This is a genomic window from Ramlibacter sp. 2FC (genome assembly GCF_005503345.1).
In the GTDB taxonomy this organism is placed as follows: Bacteria; Pseudomonadota; Gammaproteobacteria; order Burkholderiales; family Burkholderiaceae_C; genus SCMQ01.
On sequence record NZ_SCMM01000042.1, the window covers coordinates 1 to 21,988 of the forward strand.

Annotated in this window: 26 protein-coding genes and 1 pseudogene; 22 read left to right on the plus strand and 5 right to left on the minus strand. The window is 68.3% G+C overall.

What is annotated here, in order from left to right; translation table 11 throughout:
- The 5 genes and pseudogenes from FFS10_RS23565 to FFS10_RS16805 form a co-directional block, all read left to right on the plus strand.
- Window positions 1-127, plus strand: a pseudogene (locus FFS10_RS23565) (ABC transporter ATP-binding protein); the annotation flags it as partial.
- Between the two features lie 90 nt (window positions 128-217).
- The gene (locus FFS10_RS16790; protein ID WP_137895623.1) at window positions 218-1,342 is read left to right on the plus strand and encodes an MlaE family ABC transporter permease; all 1,125 of its coding nucleotides are present in this window, start codon (window positions 218-220) and stop codon (window positions 1,340-1,342) included.
- Between the two features lies 1 nt (window position 1,343).
- Window positions 1,344-2,132 (plus strand): ABC transporter ATP-binding protein, encoded by a 789-nt coding sequence (locus FFS10_RS16795; RefSeq protein ID WP_137895624.1) that lies wholly within the window; start codon window positions 1,344-1,346, stop codon window positions 2,130-2,132.
- A gap of 12 nt (window positions 2,133-2,144) precedes the next feature.
- Window positions 2,145-3,059: an MlaD family protein gene (locus FFS10_RS16800; RefSeq protein ID WP_137895625.1), complete on the plus strand. Its 915-nt coding sequence runs from the start codon at window positions 2,145-2,147 to the stop codon at window positions 3,057-3,059.
- 11 nt (window positions 3,060-3,070) lie between these two features.
- The gene (locus FFS10_RS16805) at window positions 3,071-3,703 is read left to right on the plus strand and encodes an ABC-type transport auxiliary lipoprotein family protein (RefSeq protein WP_249931330.1); all 633 of its coding nucleotides are present in this window, start codon (window positions 3,071-3,073) and stop codon (window positions 3,701-3,703) included.
- A 42-nt stretch (window positions 3,704-3,745) separates the two neighbouring features.
- Here FFS10_RS16805 and FFS10_RS16810 read toward each other — a convergent pair whose 3' ends face one another.
- Together FFS10_RS16810 and FFS10_RS16815 are read right to left on the minus strand one after the other, a co-directional pair.
- Window positions 3,746-4,381 (minus strand): MarC family protein, encoded by a 636-nt coding sequence (locus FFS10_RS16810; RefSeq protein ID WP_137895627.1) that lies wholly within the window; start codon window positions 4,379-4,381, stop codon window positions 3,746-3,748.
- A 24-nt stretch (window positions 4,382-4,405) separates the two neighbouring features.
- Window positions 4,406-5,152 carry an SDR family oxidoreductase gene (locus FFS10_RS16815; protein ID WP_137895628.1) on the minus strand — a complete coding sequence of 249 codons (747 nt, stop codon included), beginning with the start codon at window positions 5,150-5,152 and terminating at the stop codon, window positions 4,406-4,408.
- A gap of 77 nt (window positions 5,153-5,229) precedes the next feature.
- On the opposite strand from FFS10_RS16815, the gene FFS10_RS16820 reads away from it, so the two are divergent.
- Window positions 5,230-5,829: a 2-hydroxychromene-2-carboxylate isomerase gene (locus FFS10_RS16820; RefSeq protein ID WP_137895629.1), complete on the plus strand. Its 600-nt coding sequence runs from the start codon at window positions 5,230-5,232 to the stop codon at window positions 5,827-5,829.
- Window positions 5,830-5,868: 39 nt separating this feature from the next.
- Window positions 5,869-6,558 (plus strand): dienelactone hydrolase family protein, encoded by a 690-nt coding sequence (locus FFS10_RS16825; protein WP_137895630.1) that lies wholly within the window; start codon window positions 5,869-5,871, stop codon window positions 6,556-6,558.
- A 7-nt stretch (window positions 6,559-6,565) separates the two neighbouring features.
- Here the strand turns inward: FFS10_RS16825 and FFS10_RS16830 are convergent, their stop codons facing one another.
- Complete coding sequence (locus FFS10_RS16830) at window positions 6,566-7,453, minus strand: LysR family transcriptional regulator (protein WP_137895631.1); 888 nt, start codon at window positions 7,451-7,453, stop codon at window positions 6,566-6,568.
- Between the two features lie 202 nt (window positions 7,454-7,655).
- Between FFS10_RS16830 and FFS10_RS16835 the strand changes: the two genes are divergently transcribed.
- Window positions 7,656-7,979, plus strand: a complete 324-nt coding sequence (locus FFS10_RS16835; RefSeq protein ID WP_137895632.1) for a DUF4148 domain-containing protein — start codon at window positions 7,656-7,658, stop codon at window positions 7,977-7,979.
- A gap of 65 nt (window positions 7,980-8,044) precedes the next feature.
- On the opposite strand, the gene FFS10_RS16840 is transcribed toward FFS10_RS16835, so the two are convergent.
- A complete protein-coding gene (locus FFS10_RS16840; RefSeq protein WP_137895633.1) occupies window positions 8,045-9,181 on the minus strand; it encodes a magnesium transporter CorA family protein in 1,137 nt (378 codons plus the stop codon).
- A gap of 27 nt (window positions 9,182-9,208) precedes the next feature.
- A complete protein-coding gene (hemB, locus tag FFS10_RS16845; RefSeq protein ID WP_137895634.1) occupies window positions 9,209-10,216 on the minus strand; it encodes a porphobilinogen synthase in 1,008 nt (335 codons plus the stop codon).
- 282 nt (window positions 10,217-10,498) lie between these two features.
- Here hemB and FFS10_RS16850 point away from each other — a divergent pair, with 282 nt between their 5' ends.
- The 14 genes from FFS10_RS16850 to rplB all read left to right on the plus strand — a co-directional run bounded on the left by FFS10_RS16850 (window position 10,499) and on the right by rplB (window position 21,987).
- The gene (locus FFS10_RS16850; protein WP_137895635.1) at window positions 10,499-10,927 is read left to right on the plus strand and encodes a CopD family protein; all 429 of its coding nucleotides are present in this window, start codon (window positions 10,499-10,501) and stop codon (window positions 10,925-10,927) included.
- 9 nt (window positions 10,928-10,936) lie between these two features.
- A complete protein-coding gene (locus FFS10_RS16855; protein WP_137895636.1) occupies window positions 10,937-12,058 on the plus strand; it encodes a VanZ family protein in 1,122 nt (373 codons plus the stop codon).
- A gap of 9 nt (window positions 12,059-12,067) precedes the next feature.
- On the plus strand, window positions 12,068-12,406 hold the full coding sequence (locus FFS10_RS16860) for a (2Fe-2S) ferredoxin domain-containing protein (RefSeq protein WP_137895637.1): 339 nt from the start codon (window positions 12,068-12,070) through the stop codon (window positions 12,404-12,406).
- A gap of 43 nt (window positions 12,407-12,449) precedes the next feature.
- On the plus strand, window positions 12,450-13,088 hold the full coding sequence (locus FFS10_RS16865; protein ID WP_137895638.1) for an alpha/beta hydrolase: 639 nt from the start codon (window positions 12,450-12,452) through the stop codon (window positions 13,086-13,088).
- Window positions 13,089-13,150: 62 nt separating this feature from the next.
- On the plus strand, window positions 13,151-14,308 hold the full coding sequence (locus FFS10_RS16870) for a D-alanyl-D-alanine carboxypeptidase family protein (RefSeq protein WP_137895639.1): 1,158 nt from the start codon (window positions 13,151-13,153) through the stop codon (window positions 14,306-14,308).
- Window positions 14,309-14,485: 177 nt separating this feature from the next.
- Entirely contained in the window at window positions 14,486-14,863 is a 378-nt protein-coding gene (rpsL, locus tag FFS10_RS16875) for a 30S ribosomal protein S12 (RefSeq protein WP_017759704.1), read from the plus strand.
- A 156-nt stretch (window positions 14,864-15,019) separates the two neighbouring features.
- On the plus strand, window positions 15,020-15,490 hold the full coding sequence (rpsG, locus tag FFS10_RS16880) for a 30S ribosomal protein S7 (protein WP_137895640.1): 471 nt from the start codon (window positions 15,020-15,022) through the stop codon (window positions 15,488-15,490).
- An 81-nt stretch (window positions 15,491-15,571) separates the two neighbouring features.
- Entirely contained in the window at window positions 15,572-17,674 is a 2,103-nt protein-coding gene (gene fusA, locus FFS10_RS16885) for an elongation factor G (RefSeq protein WP_137895641.1), read from the plus strand.
- Between the two features lie 171 nt (window positions 17,675-17,845).
- Window positions 17,846-19,036, plus strand: a complete 1,191-nt coding sequence (gene tuf / locus FFS10_RS16890) for an elongation factor Tu (protein ID WP_137895642.1) — start codon at window positions 17,846-17,848, stop codon at window positions 19,034-19,036.
- Window positions 19,037-19,059: 23 nt separating this feature from the next.
- Complete coding sequence (gene rpsJ / locus FFS10_RS16895) at window positions 19,060-19,374, plus strand: 30S ribosomal protein S10 (protein WP_137895643.1); 315 nt, start codon at window positions 19,060-19,062, stop codon at window positions 19,372-19,374.
- A gap of 182 nt (window positions 19,375-19,556) precedes the next feature.
- On the plus strand, window positions 19,557-20,228 hold the full coding sequence (gene rplC / locus FFS10_RS16900) for a 50S ribosomal protein L3 (RefSeq protein ID WP_137895644.1): 672 nt from the start codon (window positions 19,557-19,559) through the stop codon (window positions 20,226-20,228).
- Window positions 20,228-20,848, plus strand: a complete 621-nt coding sequence (gene rplD, locus FFS10_RS16905; RefSeq protein ID WP_137895645.1) for a 50S ribosomal protein L4 — start codon at window positions 20,228-20,230, stop codon at window positions 20,846-20,848. The genes rplC and rplD overlap by 1 nt, the downstream gene beginning before the upstream one ends.
- The gene (gene rplW, locus FFS10_RS16910) at window positions 20,845-21,159 is read left to right on the plus strand and encodes a 50S ribosomal protein L23 (RefSeq protein WP_137895646.1); all 315 of its coding nucleotides are present in this window, start codon (window positions 20,845-20,847) and stop codon (window positions 21,157-21,159) included. The genes rplD and rplW overlap by 4 nt, the downstream gene beginning before the upstream one ends.
- A 3-nt stretch (window positions 21,160-21,162) precedes the next feature.
- Window positions 21,163-21,987 carry a 50S ribosomal protein L2 gene (gene rplB / locus FFS10_RS16915; RefSeq protein WP_137895647.1) on the plus strand — a complete coding sequence of 275 codons (825 nt, stop codon included), beginning with the start codon at window positions 21,163-21,165 and terminating at the stop codon, window positions 21,985-21,987.
- Window position 21,988: the final 1 nt, after the last annotated feature.

Genomic DNA, 21,988 nt, shown 5'->3' on the forward strand with positions numbered 1-21,988 from the left:
GGCGATCGCGCTGGAGTCCGGTCGCCTGGTGCTGCAAAAGCCCGCGGCCGAGCTGCTGGCCGACCCGCACATCGAGCGGCTGTTCCTGGGCGGGGCACAGGCGGCGCAGGCAAGCGCCGCCGCATAGCGCCCGCGCCGCCGTGGCGCGGACTGGGGGCTTTGCAGGCGCGGCGCGCGCCAGGCGTTACCATGCCGACACGTCTGGACACATCGCCCCATGGAGGAACTCACCCCGCGCATCGCCCGCCAGGACAGGCCCGAAGGACCCGCGGTCGGCCTGCTCGGCAGCTGGACCGCCGGGCAGCTGACGCTGCCGGGCGTCTGGAAGGCCGTGGCCGCCAACCTGCGCGCACTGGGCCCGGCCGCGCCGGCGGGCTGGGACTTGAGTGCGCTGCAGAGCCTGGACCACCTGGGCGCCCAGCTGCTGTGGAACCACTGGGGCCGGCGCTGGCCGCAGCGCCTGGAGGCCTCGGCCGAGCAGCGTGCCCTGCTCGAGCGCGTGGCGCGCTTCGCCTGCACCCCGCCGCGCGCCATCCGGCCCGGCCTGGTCGAGCGCCTGGCCCGCCTGGGCGCGCTGCTGGCCGGCATGCTCGACCACCTGCGCGACATCACCATCCTGATCGGCCAGCTGCTGCTGGACGCGCTGCGCCTGGTGCGCGCGCCGCGCCAGGGGCCCTGGCGCGATGTCTCGGGCCATCTCTACCGCATCGGCGCCACGGCCCTGCCCATCACGGCCATGGTGGGCTTTCTGATCGGCGTGGTGCTGGCCTACCTGACCGCGCAGCAACTGCGCCAGTTCGGCGCCAGCGCCTTCATCGTCAACATCCTGGGTCTGTCGCTGATCCGCGAGCTCGGGCCGGTGCTGGCCGCGGTGCTGATCGCCGGCCGCTCGGGCTCGGCGATCACGGCGCAGATCGGCGTGATGCGCGTGACCGAGGAGCTCGACGCGATGCGCGTGATGGGCATTGCGCGCGGCTTCCGCCTGGTGCTGCCGCGCGTGCTGGCGCTGGCCCTGGCCATGCCGCTGATCACGGTCTGGACCACGCTGGCGGCCCTGGCAGGGGGCATGCTCGCGGCCGACCTTGCGCTCGACGTCACGCCGGCCTATTTCTTCACCATGCTGCCCAAGGCGGTGAAGGCGGTGAACCTGACCCTGGCCATGTCCAAGGCCGTGGTGTTCGGCGTGCTGATCGCGCTGATCGGCTGCCACTATGGCCTGCGCGTCAAGCCCAACACCGAGAGCCTGGGGCGCGGCACCACGGCCTCGGTCGTGACCTCGATCACCATGGTGATCCTGGTCGACGCGCTGTTCGCGGTGGTGTTCAAGAATGTCGGGATCTAGCATGAAGGCCGACGCGCCGGTGGTCGAGATCCAGGGCCTGTGGAGCGCCTTCCATGCGCCGGGCGGCGACCTGGTGGTGCACCGCGACCTGCGGCTGAGCGTGGCGCGCGGCGAGCTGCTGTCCCTGGTCGGCGGCTCGGGCTCGGGCAAGACCGTGCTGCTGCGCCAGATGCTGGGCCTGGCGACGCCGCTGCGCGGCACGGTCACCGTGCTGGGCCAGCCCGCGGCGCGCCTGGGCCGGCGCGGGGCGGCGAGCCGGGTCGGCATGCTGTTCCAGCACGGGGCGCTGTTCTCGGCCTTCACGGTGCTGGAGAACATCGCCTTTCCGCTGCGTGAGCTGCAATGCCTGCCCGCGGCGCTGATCCGCGACGCCGCCATGCTCAAGCTGCAGATGGTGGGCCTGGACGCGAGCCATGCGCACAAGATGCCGGCCCAGCTCTCGGGCGGCATGGTCAAGCGCGTGGCGCTGGCCCGCGCCCTGATCATGGACCCGCCGCTGTTGCTGCTCGACGAGCCGACGGCCGGCCTGGACCCCGACAGCGCCGACAGCTTCTGCCACCTGCTGAGCGCCCTGCATAGGGAACTCGGCTTCACGGTGGTGATGGTCACGCACGACCTGGACACCTTGTTCGAGCTCAGCACGCGCATCGCGGTGCTGGCCGAGCAGAGGGTCATCGTCAGCGGGAGCGCGCGCGAGGTCGCGGCCTTCCCGCATCCCTTCATTCACGAATTTTTCCTCGGAGACCGCGGGCGGCGCGCCATGGCCCTGCTCGACGCCGCGCCACCGTAGAAAGGACAAGCCATGGAAAACAAGGCCCATGCCCTGATCGCCGGCCTGTTCGTGCTGGGCGTGACCGCGCTGCTGATCGCGCTGGCGGTCTGGCTCGGACGCGACGGCACCAACCGCCAGCTCTACGAGCTCAGCTCGCGCGAGGCCGTCTCCGGCCTGCAGCCCCAGGCCACCGTGCGCTTCAAGGGCGTGGCGGTGGGCCGGGTGGTCCACATCGGCTTCGACCCCAAGCTCAAGGGCCATGTGCTGGTGCGCATCGCGGTCGACCAGGGCACGCCGGTCACCACCACCACCTATGCCGCGCTGGGTTTCCAGGGTGTGACCGGGCTGGCCTTCGTGCAGCTCGACGACAGCGGCGAGTCGACCCAGCCGCCGCCACCCTTCGAAGGCGGGCTGCCGCGCATCCCCATGCGTCCGGGCATGGTCGGGCGCCTGAGCGAGCAGGGCACGCAGATCCTGCAGCGGCTGGAGGACACCACGCGCCGGCTCAACGAGCTGCTGCGCCCCGAGAACCAGCAGGCCGTTCTGTCGGCCGTGGTCAGCGCCGACCAGGCCGCGCAGAGCGTGCGCCAGCTGGCCAGCAGCGTCGACAGCCTGGTGCGCGGCCAGCTGCCCCCGCTGGTGCAGGAGGCGCGCCAGTCCGTGGCCGAGGTGGGCCAGGCGGCGCGCAAGCTGGGCGAGAAGGGTGGCCTGGTCGAGCAGCTCGGCGCCGGCAGCGCGGCGCTAACGCAAAGCGCGTCCACGCTCAACGCCACCACGCTGCCGCGCGTGAACCGCGTGGGCGAGGACGCCGCGCGCACCCTGCGCCAGGTGCGGCGCACCGCGAGCAGCCTGGACGAGAATCCGCAAAGCCTGCTGTTCGGCACCGGCGCCCCGCCGCCCGGTCCCGGCGAGCCCGGCTTTGCCGCCCCCGCATCCGCCCGATGAAGAGCCCGCCCATGACCACCGCCATCCCCGCCTTCCGTCTTCGCGCCCGCGGCCCGGCCCTGGCCCTGCTGCTGGCCGCCGCCCTGGGCGGCTGCGCCCTGCCGGCCAAGCCGCAGCGGCCGGCGCTCTACGATTTCGGACCTGGCCCGCTGAGCGCCCCGGCCGCTGCCCAGGCCGCGAAGCCGCCCCTGGTGCTGACCGAGGTCGAGGCGCCCGCGGCGCTGGACAGCGGCGCGCTGCTGTACCGGCTGGCTTATGCCGACGCCCAGCAGCTGCGTCCCTATGCCCAGGCGCGCTGGACCATGCCGCCCGCCCAGCTGCTGCGCCAGCGCCTGCGCGAGGCGCTGAGCCGCCAGCGCCCGGTGCTCAACGCGGGCGAGGGTGGCGCCGCGCTGCTGCTGCGCGTCGAGCTCGAGGAGTTCAGCCAGCTGTTCGAGGCGCCCGAGCGCAGCCAGGGCCTGGTGCGCCTGCGCGCCTCGCTGCTCGAGACCCAGGCGGGGCGCGAGCAGCTGCTGGCCCAGCGCAGCGTGGTGGTGCAGCGCCCCGCGGCCAGCGCCGACGCGCCGGGCGGCGTGCGCGCCCTCACCGAGGCGACGGACGCGGCGGTGGAAGAGTTGCTGCGCTGGCTGGAGCCGCTGCGCTGACGCCGGGCGCTCAGACCGGCGCCGGGCCGGCTACAGGGGCCATCAGCCCGCGCCCAGCACCGGGAACAGCTTGTGCAGGCCGTCGCTCATCACCTCGACCGCGAGCGCGGCGAGGATCAGGCCCATCAGGCGGGTCATGACGTTGATGCCGGTCTGGCCCAGCACGCGCGCGATCGGCCCGGCCAGCGAGAAGCACAGGGCCGTGGCCACGCCGATCACCGCGCCGTAGCCGACCAGCAGGCCCAACTGCAGCAGGGTCTTGGCCTTGTCGGCGTAGATCACCACGGTGGACATGGTGGCCGGCCCGGTCAGCAGCGGGATGGTCAGCGGCACGACGGCGATGCTGGCCCCGACGGCGGCCTTTTCCTCGGCGCTGTGCACCTCCTCGGCATTGGCCTTGGCCTCGGCGGGCTGGGCATTGAGCATGGACAGGGCGGCCGTCAGCAGCAGCATGCCGCCGCCGACCTGGAAGCTGGCCAGCGAGATGCTGAAGAACTCGAGGATCTGCAGGCCCAGCAGGGCGCTGGCGGCGATCACGGCGAAGGCGCTGAACGAGGACACCAGCACCGTGCGTCGCCGCTGGGCGCGGCTGAAGCCCTGCGTGTAGTGGATGAAGAAGGGTACGCAGGCCAGCGGGTTGACGATGGCCAGCAGCGTGATCAGCGGTTTGAAGTCCATGCGGCGATTGTGACGCGGCGCGCCCTAGCGGCCCCCGGACACGTCGAGCAGCGACATGGTGGTGTAGCTGGCTTCTTCCGACAGCAGCCAGACGATGGCCTGGGCCACCTCCTCGGCCTGGCCGCCGCGCTGCATGGGCACCTGGTGCGCGAGCTCGCGCACGCGGTCGGGCAGGCCGCCCGAGGCGTGGATCTCGGTCGCTATCAGGCCCGGGCGCACCGCGTTCACGCGTATGCCCTCGGCGGCGACCTCCTTGGCCAAGCCTATCGTGAAGGCGTCGATCGCGCCCTTGGCCGCCGCGTAGTCCAGGTACTGGCCCGGCGCGCCCAGTCTCGCGGCCGCGCTCGAGAGGTTGACGATGGCGCCGCCCTGGCCACCGTGGCGCCGGCTCATGCGCCGCACGGCCTCGCGCGCGCACAGCAGCGAGCCGATCACGTTGATGTCGAACATGCGCTTCCAGCGGGCCACGCCCATCTCGTCCAGCCGCGCCGTGACGTCGACCACGCCGGCGTTGTTGACCAGGCCCGTGAGGCGGCCGAGCTCGGCGTCGATGCGCGCGAACATGGCCAGCACCTGGGCCTCGTCGGCCACGTCGGCCTGCACCGCCAGCGCGCGCCCGCCGGCGGCGCGGATCTCGCCGACCAAGGCCTCGGCGGCCCCGGCCTGCGCCGCGTAATTCACCGCCACGGCCCAGCCCCTTTGCGCGCCCAGCCGTACCGTGGCCGCGCCTATGCCCCGGCTGCCGCCGGTGACCAGCAATACCTTGTCCAAGACCTGTCTCCTGCAGAATCTGCGCCGTGCGGTTAAAACAGCGGCTTTGCGCACCTTACACCAACGAGGAGAAGAGCTTGAGTCGCACAGTGGACTATTACTTCGCACCGCAGAGCCCCTGGACCTACCTGGGCCACGAGCGCTTCGCGGCCCTGCTGCGCGCCACGGGCGCCGGCGTGCGCGTGCGGCCGGTGGACCTGGGCCAGGTGTTCCCGGTCTCGGGCGGCCTGCCGCTGCCCAAGCGCGCGCCGCAGCGCCAGGCCTACCGCCTGCTCGAGCTCAAGCGCTTCTCGGAGCACCTGCACGCGCCGCTGAACCCCCAGCCGCGCTATTTCCCGGTGTCGGGCGACGATGCGGCGCGGCTGATCATCGCGGTCGACGAGCGCGACGGCAGCGCCGCCGCGATGAAGATCACGGGCGCCATCCTGGCCGCGGTCTGGGCGCAGGAGCGCCACATCGCCGACGACAAGGTGCTGGCCGAGCTGCTGGCCGAGCAGGGCCTGGACCCGGCGCGGCTCGAGCAGTCGCACAGCCAGGCGGTGCAGGAGCGCTACGAGCGCGACACCCAGGAGGCCATCACCGCAGGCGTGTTCGGCGCGCCCAGCTATGTGATCGACGGCGAAATTTTCTGGGGCCAGGACCGGCTCGACTTCGTCGAGCGCAAACTCCGTTCCTGAACCCGTTTTCACCAAGCCTTTCTCAAAAGGAGCATCCGCATGGGCCAATTCATCGATCTCAGCGCCGCCGACGGCAGCCGCATCCCCGCCTACGTGGCTCAGCCCGCGGGCACGCCCAAGGGCGCCGTCGTGGTGCTGCAGGAGATCTTCGGCGTCAACTCGCATATCCGCGCTGTGGCCGACGGCTACGCGGCCGAGGGCTACCTCGCGGTGGCGCCGGCCACCTTCCAGCGTGTCAAGCCCGGCGTCGAGCTCGGCTACAGCGAGGCCGACATGGGCGAGGGCTTCGGCTACAAGACCGCCGTCGAGGCCCTGCCCGCGCCCGGCGTGATGCAGGACATCCAGGCTGCCATCGACCATGCGGCCAAGGCCGGCGGCGGCAAGGTCGGCATCGTCGGCTACTGCTGGGGCGGCCTGCTGACCTGGCGCGCGGCCTGCACGCTCAGCGGCCTTTCCGCGGCCGTGCCCTACTACGGCGGCGGCATGACCGGCGAGCAGGAGGCGGCGCGCCAGCCCAAGGTGCCGGTGCTCGCGCATTTCGGCGACCAGGACCACTGGATCCCGCTCGACAGCGTGGAAGCCTTCAAGCAGGCCCAGCCCGGCGTGCAGGTGCAGGTCTACCACGCGAACCATGGCTTCAACTGCGACCAGCGCGGCTCCTACGACGCCGCCGCGGCCCAGCTGGCGCGCGAGCGCACCCTGGCCTTCTTCGCCCAGCACCTGGGTTGAGCGTTCTTCAGGCCAGGCGCCAGCGCTCCTCCAGAAAGGCCAGCAAGGCCTTGAGCGCGGCGCTGTTGTGGCGGCGCTGGGCGTAGACGGCGTGCAGCCAGACGTCGCGCTGCGAGTGGCCGTACAGCACCGCCTGTAGCGCTCCGCTGTCCAGGTGTGGCTGGACCAGCAGGCGAGGCAGGCAAACCACGCCAAGGCCGTACAGCGCTGCGCTGACCAGGGGCGCAGCGTCGGTTGCGTCCATGCGGCTCTTGAGCGGCACCACATGGGGCTCGCCGTCGACCTCGAAGCGCCATTCGGGGCTGGGGCCGAGCAGCGAATAGGTCAGGGCGTCGTGCTCGGCCAGGTCGTCGGGATGGGCCGGCAGGCCGCGTTCCTCCCAGTAGCGCGGCGCGGCCGCCACGACGAAGTCGACCCGCTGCAGCTTGCGCGCGATCACGTTGGGGTCGGCAATGCGGCCCACGCGCAGGGCCAGATCCACGCCTTCTTCGACCAGGTCGATCAACCGGTTGCTCAGGTGCAGGCTCAGGCTCACGGCCGGGTGGCGCTGCATGAACTCGGCCATCAGCTGCGGCAGCGCTGTCTGCGTCAGGCCATGCGGTGCGCTGACGCGCAGCCGCCCCGAGGGCTGGCGCGCGCGCTGCTGCAGTTCGTCGCGCGTGAGCTCGACCATCTCCACCAACGGCCCGCTGCGCTCGAGCAGCAGGCGACCGGCGTCGGTCAGGGTCACGGTGCGCGTGCTGCGGTTGAACAGGCGAACGCCGAAGCGCGCCTCGAGTTCGGCCACGTATTTGCTGACGTTGGCCTTGGAGACGTCGAGGCCGCGCGCGGCGGCGGAGAAGCTGCCGCGCAGGGCGACTTCGCGAAAGGTCTTGATGAGATCGAGCGAGTCCATTGTTTCCTGAATCGAAACAGGGCGGTTCGGTTCCGCCCCGTTGAAAGCCGCAACTTGTCACGCATCTGTCATTCACAGGGAGTGCAGGCTTTGCAACCCTGAATGAATCGAATGGCCGGCGCATGCGTCGCCACCGCGTGATCATGCCCGCGCCGGCTCCCGGTTCAGAACCAGTCGTTCATGACCCTAGAAAGGAAACACCATGCAATCCGCCAAGTTCGTCGCCGCATCCCTGATCGCCCTGTCCACCCTGGCCGGCAGCGCCTTCGCCGCCGAAGCCCAGCGTCCTGTCGGCGACGTGGAACTGCAAGTCGGCGTGGCGCCGTCCACCAGCGAGCGCACGCGCGCCCAGGTCCAGGCCGAATATCTGGCCGCGCGCGCCGCGGGCCAGCTGCCCGAGGCCGGCGATGTCGCCGAAATCGAGGTGCCGTCCGGCCCCGGCAACAAGACCCGCGCCGAAGTGCGCGCCGAGTATTTCCAGGCCCTGAAGACGGGCGCCCTGCCCCAGGTCGGCGAGCACGCCTGAAGCTTCTTCCATGGCGCGCAGACCGGCGCCGGGCCGAAGCGCGGGGGCCGATGGCCTCAGCGGCCTCAGCGGCCGCTGCGTGCCAGGTAGCGCTTGCGCCAGAACAGCAGGCCCAGCGCCAGGGCGATCCCGCCCATGGCGCCCATGGCCCACCAGAAGCCTGATTGCCGGTGCAGCAGCGGGATGAACTCGAAGTTCATGCCGAAGATGCCGGCGATCAGGTTCAGCGGCAGGAAGATCGCGGTCAGCGCCGTCAGCACGCGCATGATGTCGTTGGTCCGGTTGCTCTGCAGCGAGAAATGCATCTGCACCGCGGTCTCGGCGCTGTGCTCCAGCCGGCGCACATGGTGCACCACGCGCTCGATGTGCTCCAGCACGTCGCGGCTGCGCACCCGCAGCAGCTCGCGCTCGCGCTGGCCGGCCGGCGTGTCGGCCTCGGGCCAGCCGGCCAGGGCGTCGATCCAGTTCTGCACGGCCGAGCGCTGGTCCTCGCAGATCTCGTCGAGCTGGTGCAGCGACAGGCGCGCGTCGAGCAGCGACCCCCAGTTGTGGAAATGCGTGGCCGGATGCAGCAGCTCGGACTGCCAGTGGTCGAGCTGGCGCGTGAGCTCGCGCCGCAGCTCCAGGTAGCCGTCGACCATCTGGTTGATCAGGCGCAGCATCAGGTCGGCCGGATTGCCCGGGATGCCGCGTGCGCCCGTGGAGCGCGCGTCGGGGCGCAGCTCGGACGCCGCGGCGCCGCCGCGCACATCGGCGGCGCTGAGCAGGCGTGCCGCATAGGCCTCGCGCACCGCGCAGTCGGCCGGGTGCACGGTCAGCAGCAGCCGGTCGAATACCGCGAAGCCGACCGGGCTGGTGTCTATGCGCCTGAGCACCGGCGGGCCGCTGCGGCGCGGCACCTGGCTCAGCGGCAGGCGCGGCTCGCTGCCGCCCTGGCCCGAGGCCAGACGCCGGAACACCATGATGTCGTACTGCGAGGTGTCGTCGAAACGCGAGGGCAGCTGCGGGTTCAGCAGGTCGGAGACATGCAGGTCCAGCAGCGCCGTGCCGGCCAGCGCCTGCAGCTCGGCCTGCAGGGCCGGCAGGCCCTGCTCGAACTCGGCGCGGGCGCAGGCGATCCAGACGAAGCCCTGCTCGGGCAGGTGCTGCGGCAGGGCGTCGGTCTCGACCACCCGGGCGCCGTGGATGCTGAAGATGCGCATGGGGCGGGGTGTCGCGCGGCGCTGGCTTCAGCGCGCGCGCAGCAGGCGGGCCGCGTCGCGGGCGAAGTAGGTCAGCACGCCGTCGGCGCCGGCGCGCTTGAAGGCCAGCAGGCTCTCCATCATCACCGCGTCGTGGTCCAGCCAGCCGTTCTGCGCGGCGGCCTTGAGCATGGCGTACTCGCCCGACACCTGGTAGGCGAAGGTGGGAACGCGGAATTCGTCCTTGACGCGGCGCACGATGTCCAGATAGGGCATGCCGGGCTTGACCATCACCATGTCGGCGCCCTCGGCGATGTCCATGGCCACCTCGCGCAGCGCCTCGTCGCTGTTGCCGGGGTCCATCTGGTAGGCCTTCTTGTCGCTCTTGCCCAGGTTGGCGGCCGAGCCCACGGCGTCGCGGAACGGGCCGTAGAAGGCGCTGGCGTACTTGGCGCTGTAGGCCATGATGCGGGTGTGGATCGCGCCGCGCGCCTCGAGCTCGCGCCGGATCGCGCCTATGCGGCCGTCCATCATGTCGCTGGGGGCCACGATGTCCACGCCGGCCTCGGCCTGGGTCAGGGCCTGCTGCACCAGCGCCGCCACCGTCTCGTCGTTGAGGATGTAGCCGCTGGCGTCGAGCAGGCCGTCCTGGCCGTGGCTGGTGTAGGGGTCCAGCGCCACGTCGGTCATCACGCCGAGTTCCGGGAAACGCTGCTTCAGCGCACGCACCACCTGGGGCACCAGGCCCTCGGGGTTGGCGGCCTCGCTGCCCTGGGCGTCCTTGCGCGCCGGGTCTATCACCGGGAACAGCGCCATCGCCGGGATGCTCAGGCGCACACAGTCCTCGGCCACCGGCAGCAGCAGGTCCAGGCTCAGGCGCTCGACGCCGGGCATGGAGGCCACGGCCTCGCGGCGCTGCTCGCCCTCGAGCACGAACACGGGGTAGATCAGGTCCTGCGCGGCCAGCGCGTGTTCGCGCACCAGGTCGCGGGTGAAGGCGTCGCGCCGCAGGCGGCGCGGGCGGCCCAGGGGGTAGGGGGCGTGCAATGGCGTCATGCCGAAAATTGTGCCTCATTCGCTTCGGGGCGCCACCGACCCCGGGCCCGGGCACCGTCTTGAGGCGTATTTGTGACAAATTGCTTCTTTTGTGTGAAGGCGAACTTGAAACTAAGGCATTAATTTGCTAAATTAATCACGGGCAGCTTGCTGCCTCCCGCTTTTCCTCCCTGAGCGGGCGCCTTGATGTGTGACAGCAAAAAGGCTTCCCGCCCTCGGCCATGTGGCCGGGGGCTTTTTTTTGGGGGGGGCCGCCCTGGGCCCAGCCACTACACTGCGCCCATGCTCTGGGTGAAATCGCTTCATATCGTCTTCGTGGCCAGCTGGTTTGCCGGCCTGTTCTACCTGCCGCGCATCTTCGTCAACCTGGCCATGGTCGCGCCCGAGTCGATCGCCGAGCGCGAGCGCCTGCTGCTGATGGCGCGCAAGCTGCTGCGCTTCACCACCCTGCTGGCCGTGCCGGCCCTGGCCCTGGGCCTGTGGCTCTGGCTGGGCTGGGGCATAGGCCGGGGGCCGGGCAACGGCTGGATGCACGCCAAGCTGGCCGTCGTCGTGCTGATCCTGGGCTACCACCACGCCTGCGCGCGCCTGCTGCACCGGTTCGAGCAGCGCCAGAACCGGCGCAGCCATGTCTGGTTCCGCTGGTTCAACGAGCTGCCGGTGCTGCTGCTGCTGGCGGCGGTGCTGCTGGTGGTGCTCAAGCCCTTCTGAGGCCGGCGTTTGGCGCACAAGAGCTCGGCCTGGCCGCTGGCGCTGATCTACGCGGCGCTGATCGTCTACGCCAGTCTCTACCCCTTTGCCGACTGGCGCGACCAGGGCCTGGCGCCCTGGAGCTTCCTGTGGGCGCCGTTGCCGCGCTACTGGACCGGTTTCGACCTGGCGGCCAACGTGGTCGGCTATGGGCCGCTCGGTTTCCTGCTGGCGCTGGGCCTGCTGCGCACCCGGCCGCGCTGGCCTGCCGTGGCCCTGGCCACGCTGGCCGGGGGAGGGCTGTCGCTGCTGCTGGAATCGCTGCAGGCCTACCTGCCCGTGCGCGTGTCCTCCAACCTGGACCTGGGGCTGAACCTGTTGGGTGCCGGGGCCGGCGCGGCCGTCGCCTGGACGCTGGAGCGGCTGGGCGCGCTCGACCGCTGGAGCCGCTTTCGCGCGCGCTGGTTCGACGCCGACGCGCGCGGCGCCCTGGTGCTGCTGGCGCTGTGGCCCGCGGCCCTGCTGTTTCCCGCGCCCGTGCCCCTGGGCCTGGGCCAGGTGCTGGAGCGCGCCGAGGAGGCGCTGGCCGAGTGGCTCGCGGACACGCCCTTTCTCGAGTGGCTGCCGCTGCGCGAGCTGGAGCTGGAGCCGCTGCTGCCCGGCGCCGAGCTGCTGTGCGTGATGCTGGGCGCCCTGATCCCCTGCCTGCTGGGCTACAGCGTGATCCGCGCCGCCGGCCGCCGGCTGCTGTTCGCCGTGGTCTTCGTCGTGCTGGGCCTGGGCGCCTCGGCCCTGTCGGCGGCGCTGAGCTACGGACCCGCCCATGCCTGGGCCTGGCTCAGCGTGCCGGTGCGCGTGGGCCTGGTCGCGGCGGCGATCGGGTCCCTGCTGCTGCTGCCGGTGCCGCGGCGCGGCTGCACGGCCCTGGCGCTGCTGGCCCTGGTGCTGCACCTGAGCCTGCTCAACCATGCGCCCACCAGCGCCTATTTCGCCCAGACGCTGCAGACCTGGGAGCAGGGCCGCTTCATCCGCTTCCATGGCCTGGCGCAGTGGCTGGGCTGGCTCTGGCCCTTTGCAGCGCTGGCCTATGTGCTGCTGCGCCTGTCGCGCGGCGAAGCCCCCGAGGAGCCCGCGCGCAGGGCCCAAACTTAGAATGGCGTCATGAGTGAAAATGCTTCCTATTACCAGCGCCACATCTTCTTCTGCCTGAACCAGCGCGACAACGGCGAGAACTGCTGCGCGGACCACAACGCCCAGGCCGCGTTCGACCGCTGCAAGGCCCGGGTCAAGGCCGAGGGCCTGGCCGGGCCGGGCCAGGTGCGGGTGAACAAGGCAGGCTGCCTGGACCGCTGCGCGGCCGGTCCGGTGGCCGTGGTCTATCCGGAGGCGGTCTGGTACAGCTATGTCGACGAGAGCGACATCGACGAGATCGTCGAGTCCCACCTGAAGAACGGCAAGCTGGTCGAGCGCCTGCTGACGCCGCCGCACCTGGGCCGCTGAGGCGGCGCCGCGCTCCGCATGGCCTCCTGACGCCCGTTCGACCGTGAACCCCAGAACCCAAGCCCTGACCCTGTCCGGCCCGGCCGGCGCCATCGAGGCCCTGCAGGACGAGCCCGAGCTCGCCGCCGGCCAGCCCCCGCGCGGCGTGGCCGTGATCGCCCACCCCCATCCGCTGTTCGGCGGCACCATGAACAACAAGGTGGTGCAGACGCTGGCGCGCGCCTTCGTGCAGGGCGGCTGGCGCGCCGTGCGCTTCAACTTCCGCGGCGTGGGCGCGAGCGCCGGTACCTACGACGAGGGCCGCGGCGAGCTGGCCGACCTGCTGGCCGTGGTCGAGCAGGTCGCGCCCGCGCAGCAGCCGCTGGCGCTGGCCGGCTTTTCCTTTGGCGCCTTCGTCACCAGCCACGCGGTGGCCGCGCTCTGGCCTACGCGCGCGCCTGCGAAGATCGTGCTGGTCGGCACCGCCGCCTCGCGCTTTCAGGTCGCGCCGCTGCCGCCCGAGGCGCACGAGCGCGCCCTGGTGGTGCATGGCGAGACGGACGAGACCGTGCCGCTGGCCGCGGTCATGGACTGGGCCAGGCCGCAGTTACTTCCGGTGACCGTGGTGCCCGGGGGCGAGCATTTCTTTCACGGACAATTGCCACTCCTGAAGGGTCTGGTGGCCCGCCACCTGCGGGCCTGAACTTTGCGCCGCGGGCTGGTCTCAACAGGCTCCCGCGATTTTCCCTTTCTGAATTCCAAATCATGAAACGTTTCCTGAAGGCCCTGCGCGCGCTGGTTTTCGCGCCCCTGTGCCTGGCCGCCGCCGCCCAGACCCCCCAGCCGCCCGAGGTCGCGGCGCGTGCCTACTTGCTGCTCGACGTCACGGCCAACCAGATCCTGGCGGCCAAGGACATCGACATGCCGGTCGAGCCAGCCTCGCTGACCAAGCTGATGACCCAGTACCTGGTGTTCGACGCGTTGCGGGCCAAGAAGATCGACCTCCGGCAGACCCTGCCGGTCAGCGAGCGCGCCTGGAAGATGCCGGGCTCGCGCATGTTCATCGACCCCAAGATGAAGGTGCCGGTGGACGACCTGATCAAGGGCATGGTCGTGCAGTCGGGCAACGACGCCACCATGGCGCTGGCCGAAGGCGTGGGCGGCACGGCCGAGCGCTTCGTGCAGCTCATGAACGAGCAGGTCAAGGCGCTGGGCATGAAGTCCACCAGCTACAAGAACCCCGAGGGCCTGACGGTGGCCGGCCACACCACGACGGCGCGCGACCTCAGCATCCTCGCCACCCGGCTGATGCGCGACTTCCCCGAGTACATGCACTATTACGGGATCAAGAAGTACCGCTACGAGGGCACGCCGGCCGCCAACGACAGCAACCGCAACCTGCTGCTGTTCCGCGACCCCACGGTGGACGGCCTGAAGACCGGTCATACCGACGCCGCCGGCTACTGCCTGGTCGCCACCGCCAAGCGCGACTTCCCCAATGTGGGCCAGCGCCGCCTGCTGTCCGTGGTGCTTGGCGCCTCCAGCGAGAACGCCCGCGCCAACGAGTCGCAGAAGCTCTTGAACTGGGGCTACACGGCCTTCGAGGCGGTCAAGCTGTTCGACGCCAACCAGGCGGTCGTGGCGCCGGCGGTCTGGAAGGGCAAGGCCAGCACGCTCAAGCTCGGCCGGCCCGAGGCCATCGTGGTGGCGGTGCCGGCCGGCAGCGCGGCCCAGCTCAAGACCCAGGTCGCGCGCCCGGACCCGCTGGTCGCGCCCTTCAAGCAGGGCCAGGCCGTGGGCACGCTGAAGGTGCTGCGCGGCGATCAGGCCCTGCTCGACGTGCCCCTGGTGGCGCTCGAGGGTGTCGAAGAGGCCGGCGTGCTGGGCCGGGCCTGGGATGCTCTGCGCCTGTGGATCAAGTGATTTCGAAAAGTTTGCGCTTGCTTACTTAATCAGGCCAAGCCTGCCGATTGCACGGATGAGGCCGGCGGGTTATACTCGCAGGCTTTTCCGCAATTGGGGCGGGAGAGATGTGCGTGCCGCTTCCATGGGGCTTTCATGGGCGGTAATCAGTATCCGAACGTTTAGGGACGTTTTTCAATGCCAACCATCAATCAACTGGTGCGTCAGGGGCGCGAGGTCGAGAAGACCAAGTCCAAGAGCCCCGCGATGCAAAACTCGCCGCAGCGTCGCGGCGTGTGCACCCGCGTGTACACCACGACGCCGAAGAAGCCGAACTCGGCGCTTCGCAAGGTCGCCAAGGTCCGTCTGACCAACGGCTTCGAAGTCATTTCCTACATCGGCGGTGAAGGCCACAACCTGCAGGAGCACTCGGTGGTGCTGGTGCGCGGTGGCCGTGTCAAGGACCTGCCGGGTGTGCGCTACCACATCGTGCGTGGCTCGCTGGACCTGCAAGGCGTGAAAGACCGCAAGCAGTCGCGTTCCAAGTACGGCGCCAAGCGTCCCAAGAAGGCCTAAACAGCTTTCGCAAAGGTGTTGCGCCGGTTTGTTGACGAGCCGGTTCAACGTAGTGACCCTGAAGAGGGGTCGAGTAAGTGCAGATTCGATAATGGGTCTGCGGGGTGTCTGGATATCAAGGACGTCCAGTCATCAACTGAAGCAAAGAGGTGAAACATGCCACGTCGTCGCGAAGTCCCTAAGCGTGAAATTCTGCCGGATCCCAAGTTCGGCAATGTCGAGCTCTCCAAGTTCATGAACGTGATCATGGAAGGCGGCAAGAAGGCGGTTGCCGAGCGCATCATTTACGGTGCCTTCGAAACCATGGAGAAGAAGACCGGCAAGGACCCGCTGGAGCTCTTCATCACCGCCATCAACAACGTCAAGCCCATGGTGGAAGTGAAGTCCCGCCGTGTGGGTGGCGCCAACTACCAGGTGCCGGTGGAAGTGCGTCCGGTGCGTCGCCTGGCCTTGTCCATGCGCTGGATCAAGGAAGCGGCGCGCAAGCGCGGCGAGAAGTCGATGGCCCTGCGCCTGGCCAACGAGCTGATGGAAGCCAACGAAGGCCGCGGTGGCGCCATGAAGCGGCGCGACGAAGTGCACCGCATGGCCGAAGCCAACAAGGCGTTCAGCCACTTCCGCTTCTAAACACAGCCCTGCCATCAGGCCTGCAAGCCCGTACCGCTGCGCGTGCAGTGGCGGGCTTGTGGCCATTAACGGAGAGAAATCATGGCTCGCAAGACTCCCATCGAGCGCTATCGCAACATTGGTATTTCCGCGCACATCGACGCCGGCAAGACCACGACCACCGAGCGCATCCTGTTCTACACCGGCGTGAACCACAAGATCGGTGAAGTGCACGACGGCGCCGCCACCATGGACTGGATGGAGCAGGAGCAGGAGCGTGGCATCACGATCACGTCCGCCGCCACCACCTGCTTCTGGAAGGGCATGGACATGTCCTTCCCCGAGCACCGCATCAACATCATCGACACCCCGGGCCACGTGGACTTCACCATCGAGGTGGAGCGCTCCATGCGCGTGCTCGACGGCGCCTGCATGGTGTACTGCGCCGTGGGCGGCGTGCAGCCGCAGTCGGAAACCGTCTGGCGCCAAGCCAACAAGTACCGGGTGCCGCGCCTGGCCTTCGTCAACAAGATGGACCGCACCGGCGCCAACTTCTTCAAGGTCTACGACCAGATGAGGCTGCGCCTGAAGGCCAACCCCGTGCCCATCGTGATCCCGATCGGCGCCGAGGAGAACTTCCGTGGCGTGGTGGACCTGCGCAAGATGAAGGCCATCATCTGGGACGAAGCCTCCCAGGGCATGAAGTTCAGCTTCGAAGACATTCCGGCCGAGCTGGTCGAACAGGCAAAGGAGTGGCGCGAGAAGATGGTCGAAGCCGCGGCCGAAGCCTCCGAAGAGCTGATGAACAAGTACCTCGAAGAGGGCGACCTCACCGAGGAAGAGATCACCAGCGGCCTGCGCACGCGCACCATCGCTGGCGAGATCCAGCCCATGCTGTGCGGCACCGCCTTCAAGAACAAGGGCGTGCAGCGCATGCTCGACGCCGTGATCGAGCTCATGCCTTCGCCGGTGGACATCCCTCCGGTGAAGGGCCACGACGACGATGAGAAGGAAGTCAGCCGCAAGGCCGACGACAGCGAAAAGTTCTCTGCGCTGGCGTTCAAGCTCATGACCGACCCCTTTGTCGGCCAGCTGACCTTCGTGCGCGTCTACTCCGGCGTGCTGAGCAAGGGCGACAGCGTCTACAACCCGGTGCGTGGCAAAAAAGAGCGGATCGGCCGTATCGTGCAGATGCACGCCAACAACCGTCAGGAAGTGGACGAAATCCGCGCCGGCGACATCGCCGCCTGCGTGGGTCTGAAAGACGTGACCACCGGCGAGACCCTGTGCGATCCCGCGGCCATCGTGACGCTCGAGCGCATGGTGTTCCCCGAGCCCGTGATCGCGCAGGCCGTTGAGCCCAAGACCAAGGCCGACCAGGAAAAGATGGGCATTGCCCTGAACCGCCTGGCGCAGGAGGATCCGTCGTTCCGCGTGCGCACCGACGAGGAATCCGGTCAGACCATCATCGCCGGCATGGGCGAGCTGCACCTGGAAATCATCGTCGACCGCATGAAGCGCGAGTTCGGCGTGGAAGCCAACGTCGGCAAGCCGCAGGTGGCCTACCGCGAGACCATCCGCAAGACCGTCGAAGAGGCCGAAGGCAAGTTCGTGCGTCAGTCGGGTGGCAAGGGGCAGTACGGTCACGTGGTGCTCAAGATCGAGCCGAACGAGGCCGGCAAGGGCATCGAGTTCGTCGACGCGATCAAGGGCGGCGTGGTGCCGCGCGAGTTCATCCCGGCGGTGCAAAAAGGCATCGACGAGGCGGTGACGCAAGGCGTGCTGGCTGGTTACCCGGTGGTGGACGTGAAGGTCACGCTGCACTTCGGTTCCTACCACGATGTGGACTCGAACGAACTGGCGTTCAAGATGGCGGCCATCTTCGGTTTCAAGGAAGGCTGCAAGAAGGCCGGCCCCGTCATCCTCGAGCCCATGATGGCTGTGGAAGTCGAGACGCCCGAAGACTACGCCGGCAACGTGATGGGCGACCTCTCGTCGCGTCGCGGCATGGTGCAGGGCATGGAAGACATGGTCGGCGGTGGCAAGGCCATCAAGGCCGAAGTGCCGCTGTCCGAGATGTTCGGTTACTCGACCACGTTGCGCTCCATGTCGCAGGGTCGCGCCACCTACACCATGGAGTTCAAGCACTACAGCGAGGCTCCGCGCAACGTGTCCGAGGCCATCATGGCCGCCCGCGCCAAGTAATTGCCAGTGTGCCAGACCAAGATTCGCGCAGCGAATTTGCTCTGGCAGCTCTGACTAGGAATTGCAGATCTGTCTGCGATCCGGTGCCGCCCTGTTCCCGTGCGGGGCGAACCAGCAACCGGATGCAGACGTTAAACCACCACACGGGACTCGCTCTTTGGAGAAATTGAAATGGCAAAAGAGAAATTTGAACGGACCAAGCCGCACGTCAACGTCGGCACCATCGGCCACGTGGACCACGGCAAGACGACCCTGACCGCGGCCATCGCCACGGTGCTGGCAGCCAAGTTCGGCGGCGAAGCCAAGGCCTACGACCAGATCGATGCGGCTCCGGAAGAGAAGGCGCGCGGCATCACCATCAACACCGCTCACGTCGAGTACGAGACGGCCAACCGCCACTACGCCCACGTGGACTGCCCGGGCCACGCCGACTACGTCAAGAACATGATCACCGGTGCCGCCCAGATGGACGGCGCCATCCTGGTGTGCTCGGCCGCCGACGGCCCCATGCCCCAGACCCGCGAGCACATCCTGCTGGCCCGTCAGGTCGGCGTGCCCTACATCATCGTGTTCCTGAACAAGTGCGACATGGTCGACGACGCCGAGCTGCTCGAGCTGGTCGAGATGGAAGTGCGTGAGCTGCTGTCCAAGTACGACTTCCCCGGCGACGACACCCCCATCATCAAGGGCTCGGCCAAGCTGGCGCTGGAAGGCGACAAGGGCGAGCTCGGCGAAGGCGCCATCATGGCCCTGGCCGACGCGCTGGACACCTACATCCCCACGCCCGAGCGCGCGGTGGACGGCGCCTTCCTGATGCCCGTGGAAGACGTGTTCTCCATCTCTGGTCGCGGCACCGTGGTGACCGGCCGTATCGAGCGCGGCATCGTCAAGGTTGGCGAGGAAATCGAGATCGTCGGCATCAAGCCCACGCTCAAGACCACCTGCACCGGCGTGGAAATGTTCCGCAAGCTGCTGGACCAGGGCCAGGCTGGCGACAACGTCGGCATCCTGTTGCGCGGCACCAAGCGCGAGGAAGTCGAGCGCGGCCAGGTGCTGTGCAAGCCCGGCTCCATCAAGCCGCACACCCACTTCACCGGTGAGGTGTACGTGCTGAGCAAGGACGAGGGCGGCCGCCACACCCCGTTCTTCAACAACTACCGCCCGCAGTTCTACTTCCGCACCACGGACGTGACCGGCGCCATCGAGCTGCCCGAGGGCAAGGAAATGGTGATGCCTGGCGACAACGTGTCGATCACCGTCAAGCTGATCGCCCCGATCGCCATGGAGGAAGGCCTGCGCTTCGCCATCCGTGAAGGCGGCCGTACCGTCGGCGCCGGCGTCGTGGCCAAGATCATCGAATAAGAACCGAGGAACGGAGATCTGCCATGAGCACCAAGCAAAAAATCCGCATCCGCCTCAAGGCGTTTGACTACAAGCTGATCGACCAGTCGGCCGCCGAGATCGTGGACACCGCCAAGCGCACCGGCGCCATCGTCAAGGGCCCCGTGCCCCTGCCGACGCGCATGAAGCGCTTCGACATCCTGCGTTCGCCGCACGTCAACAAGTCGAGCCGCGACCAGTTCGAGATCCGCACGCACCAGCGCCTGATGGACATCGTCGACCCGACCGACAAGACCGTGGACGCGCTGATGAAGCTCGATCTGCCGGCCGGCGTGGACGTCGAGATCAAGCTGCAGTAAGCGGCCCGGGCCGCCCCGGCGGCCTGAAAAACTAGAGTCATGGCGCGGACTTGCCTGAAAAGGCGGTTCGCGCTATACTTTCGGGCTCGCCCCAATTAGGGGTGGGTTTTATTTAACCTTCTTTCGCATTCCAACGCGCTGGCCAATTGAAGTCGGCGCGGTGAAAGTTTTGGAGAAACAACATGAGTCTGAGCAACTCCCTCGGGTTGCTGGGCCGCAAGGTGGGCATGATGCGTCTGTTCACCGATGACGGGGACGCAGTGCCCGTCACGGTGGTGGATGTGTCCAACAACCGCGTGACCCAGGTCAAAATCCAAGAGAACGACGGCTACGTTGCCCTGCAGGTGACGTTCGGCGCGCGCAAAGCTTCGCGCGTGACCAAGCCGGAAGCCGGTCACCTTGCGAAAGCAGGCGTGGAAGCCGGTGAGATCATCCAGGAATTCCGCGTGACCGCCGACACCGCCGCCCAGTACCAGGCTGGCGCCGCCGTGCCCGTCACCGCCGTGTTCGCCGTGGGCCAGAAAGTGGACGTGCAGGGCACCTCCATCGGCAAGGGCTTCACCGGCACCATCAAACGCCACAACTTCAGCTCGCAGCGCGCGTCGCACGGCAACAGCCGTTCGCACAACGTGCCGGGTTCGATCTCCATGGCGCAGGATCCGGGTCGCGTGTTCCCTGGCAAGAAGATGTCGGGCCACCTCGGCGACGTCACCGTCACCACCCAGAACCTCGATGTGATTCGCATCGACGAAGCCCGTCAGCTGCTGCTGATCAAGGGCGCCATTCCGGGTTCCAAGGGCGGCTTCGTGACCGTGCGTCCGGCTGTCAAGGTCAAATCGAAAGGGGCGAACTGATGCAGCTCGAACTCCTGAACGACCAGGGTCAGGCGGCGTCCAAGTACGACGCGCCTGAGACCGTGTTCGGTCGTGAATTCAACGAAGATCTGGTGCACCAGATCGTGGTGGCCTACCAGGCCAACGCCCGCCAGGGCACCCGTGCGCAGAAGGACCGCGAACAGGTCAAGCACTCGACCAAGAAGCCTTTCAAGCAAAAGGGTACGGGTCGCGCGCGTGCCGGTATGACCTCCTCGCCGCTGTGGCGTGGAGGCGGTCGCATCTTCCCGAACAGCCCGGAAGAGAACTTCACCCAGAAGATCAACAAGAAGATGTACCGCGCCGGTATGGCTTCGATCTTCTCGCAGCTGGCCCGCGAAGGCCGCCTGGCCGTGGTCGATTCGCTGAAGGTCGAGTCGCCCAAGACCAAGGTCCTGGCCGCCAAGTTCAAGGCCATGAACCTGGACTCCGTGCTGGTGATCGCCGAAGAAGTCGACGAAAACCTGTACCTGGCTTCCCGCAATCTGGTGAACGTGCTCGTGGTCGAGCCGCGCTACGCCGATCCGGTGTCGCTGGTTCACTACAAGAAAGTGCTCGTCACCAAGGGCGCGATCGACAAACTCAAGGAGATGTTCGCATGAGCGCCGTGAAGTTTGACGAAGGCCGTCTGATGCAAGTGCTGGTCGCCCCCATCGTGTCCGAGAAGGCCACCATGGTTGCCGACAAGTCCAACGCTGTGACGTTCAAAGTGCTGCAGGACGCCACCAAACCCGAGATCAAGGCCGCTGTGGAATTGATGTTCAAGGTCGAGGTCAAGGGCGTCTCCGTGGTCAACACCAAAGGCAAGACCAAGCGTTTTGGCAAGTCCATGGGCCGCCGCGACAACGTGCGCAAGGCCTATGTGACGCTGAAGCCGGGTCAGGAGCTGAACCTCTCCGGGGAGGCTGCTTAAATCATGGCTGTCATCAAAATGAAACCGACCTCGCCCGGCCAGCGCGCCGTGGTCAAGGTCACGCGTGACCACCTGTACAAGGGTGAGGCCTACGCGCCGCTGCTGGAGCCCCAGCACCAGAAGTCGGGCCGCAACAACAACGGCCACATCACCACCCGTCACAAGGGCGGTGGTCACAAGCACCACTACCGCGTGGTCGACTTCCGTCGCAACAAGGACGGCATCCCGGCCAAGGTCGAGCGCATCGAGTACGACCCGAACCGCACGGCGCACATCGCCCTGGTGTGCTACGCCGACGGCGAGCGTCGCTACATCATCGCCCCGCGCGGCCTGGAAGTCGGTGCCTCTCTGCTGAGCGGCGCTGAGGCCCCGATCCGCGCCGGCAACACGCTGCCGATCCGCAACATCCCGGTGGGCTCGACCATCCACTGCATCGAGCTCAAGCCCGGTGCCGGTGCCCAGATCGCCCGCTCGGCCGGTACCTCGGCCACGCTGCTGGCGCGCGAAGGCACCTACGCCCAGGTCCGCATGCGTTCCGGCGAAGTGCGCAAGATCCACATCGAGTGCCGTGCCACCATCGGTGAAGTGGCCAACGAAGAACACAGCCTGCGCCAGCTCGGCAAGGCCGGCGTCAAGCGCTGGATGGGCATTCGCCCGACCGTGCGCGGCGTGGCCATGAACCCGGTCGACCACCCGCACGGTGGCGGCGAGGGTCGCACTGGTGAAGGCCGTCACGCGGTTGATCCGTGGGGCAACCTGACCAAGGGCTATCGGACCCGTAACAACAAGCGCACGCAGGTCATGATCGTGTCGCGTCGCAAGAAGTAAG

Excerpts from the sequence above, each read along its gene's own strand:
- FFS10_RS16790 (WP_137895623.1), top strand. The coding sequence starts at position 218 with ATGGAGGAACTCACCCCGCGCATCGCCCGCCAGGACAGGCCCGAAGGA.
- FFS10_RS16795 (WP_137895624.1), top strand. The coding sequence starts at position 1,344 with ATGAAGGCCGACGCGCCGGTGGTCGAGATCCAGGGCCTGTGGAGCGCC.
- FFS10_RS16800 (WP_137895625.1), top strand. The coding sequence starts at position 2,145 with ATGGAAAACAAGGCCCATGCCCTGATCGCCGGCCTGTTCGTGCTGGGC.
- FFS10_RS16805 (WP_249931330.1), top strand. The coding sequence starts at position 3,071 with ATGACCACCGCCATCCCCGCCTTCCGTCTTCGCGCCCGCGGCCCGGCC.
- FFS10_RS16810 (WP_137895627.1), bottom strand. The coding sequence starts at position 4,381 with ATGGACTTCAAACCGCTGATCACGCTGCTGGCCATCGTCAACCCGCTG.
- FFS10_RS16825 (WP_137895630.1), top strand. The coding sequence starts at position 5,869 with ATGGGCCAATTCATCGATCTCAGCGCCGCCGACGGCAGCCGCATCCCC.
- FFS10_RS16830 (WP_137895631.1), bottom strand. The coding sequence starts at position 7,453 with ATGGACTCGCTCGATCTCATCAAGACCTTTCGCGAAGTCGCCCTGCGC.
- FFS10_RS16835 (WP_137895632.1), top strand. The coding sequence starts at position 7,656 with ATGCAATCCGCCAAGTTCGTCGCCGCATCCCTGATCGCCCTGTCCACC.
- FFS10_RS16840 (WP_137895633.1), bottom strand. The coding sequence starts at position 9,181 with ATGCGCATCTTCAGCATCCACGGCGCCCGGGTGGTCGAGACCGACGCC.
- hemB (WP_137895634.1), bottom strand. The coding sequence starts at position 10,216 with ATGACGCCATTGCACGCCCCCTACCCCCTGGGCCGCCCGCGCCGCCTG.
- FFS10_RS16850 (WP_137895635.1), top strand. The coding sequence starts at position 10,499 with ATGCTCTGGGTGAAATCGCTTCATATCGTCTTCGTGGCCAGCTGGTTT.
- FFS10_RS16860 (WP_137895637.1), top strand. The coding sequence starts at position 12,068 with ATGAGTGAAAATGCTTCCTATTACCAGCGCCACATCTTCTTCTGCCTG.
- FFS10_RS16870 (WP_137895639.1), top strand. The coding sequence starts at position 13,151 with ATGAAACGTTTCCTGAAGGCCCTGCGCGCGCTGGTTTTCGCGCCCCTG.
- rpsL (WP_017759704.1), top strand. The coding sequence starts at position 14,486 with ATGCCAACCATCAATCAACTGGTGCGTCAGGGGCGCGAGGTCGAGAAG.
- rpsG (WP_137895640.1), top strand. The coding sequence starts at position 15,020 with ATGCCACGTCGTCGCGAAGTCCCTAAGCGTGAAATTCTGCCGGATCCC.
- fusA (WP_137895641.1), top strand. The coding sequence starts at position 15,572 with ATGGCTCGCAAGACTCCCATCGAGCGCTATCGCAACATTGGTATTTCC.
- tuf (WP_137895642.1), top strand. The coding sequence starts at position 17,846 with ATGGCAAAAGAGAAATTTGAACGGACCAAGCCGCACGTCAACGTCGGC.
- rpsJ (WP_137895643.1), top strand. The coding sequence starts at position 19,060 with ATGAGCACCAAGCAAAAAATCCGCATCCGCCTCAAGGCGTTTGACTAC.
- rplC (WP_137895644.1), top strand. The coding sequence starts at position 19,557 with ATGAGTCTGAGCAACTCCCTCGGGTTGCTGGGCCGCAAGGTGGGCATG.
- rplD (WP_137895645.1), top strand. The coding sequence starts at position 20,228 with ATGCAGCTCGAACTCCTGAACGACCAGGGTCAGGCGGCGTCCAAGTAC.
- rplW (WP_137895646.1), top strand. The coding sequence starts at position 20,845 with ATGAGCGCCGTGAAGTTTGACGAAGGCCGTCTGATGCAAGTGCTGGTC.
- rplB (WP_137895647.1), top strand. The coding sequence starts at position 21,163 with ATGGCTGTCATCAAAATGAAACCGACCTCGCCCGGCCAGCGCGCCGTG.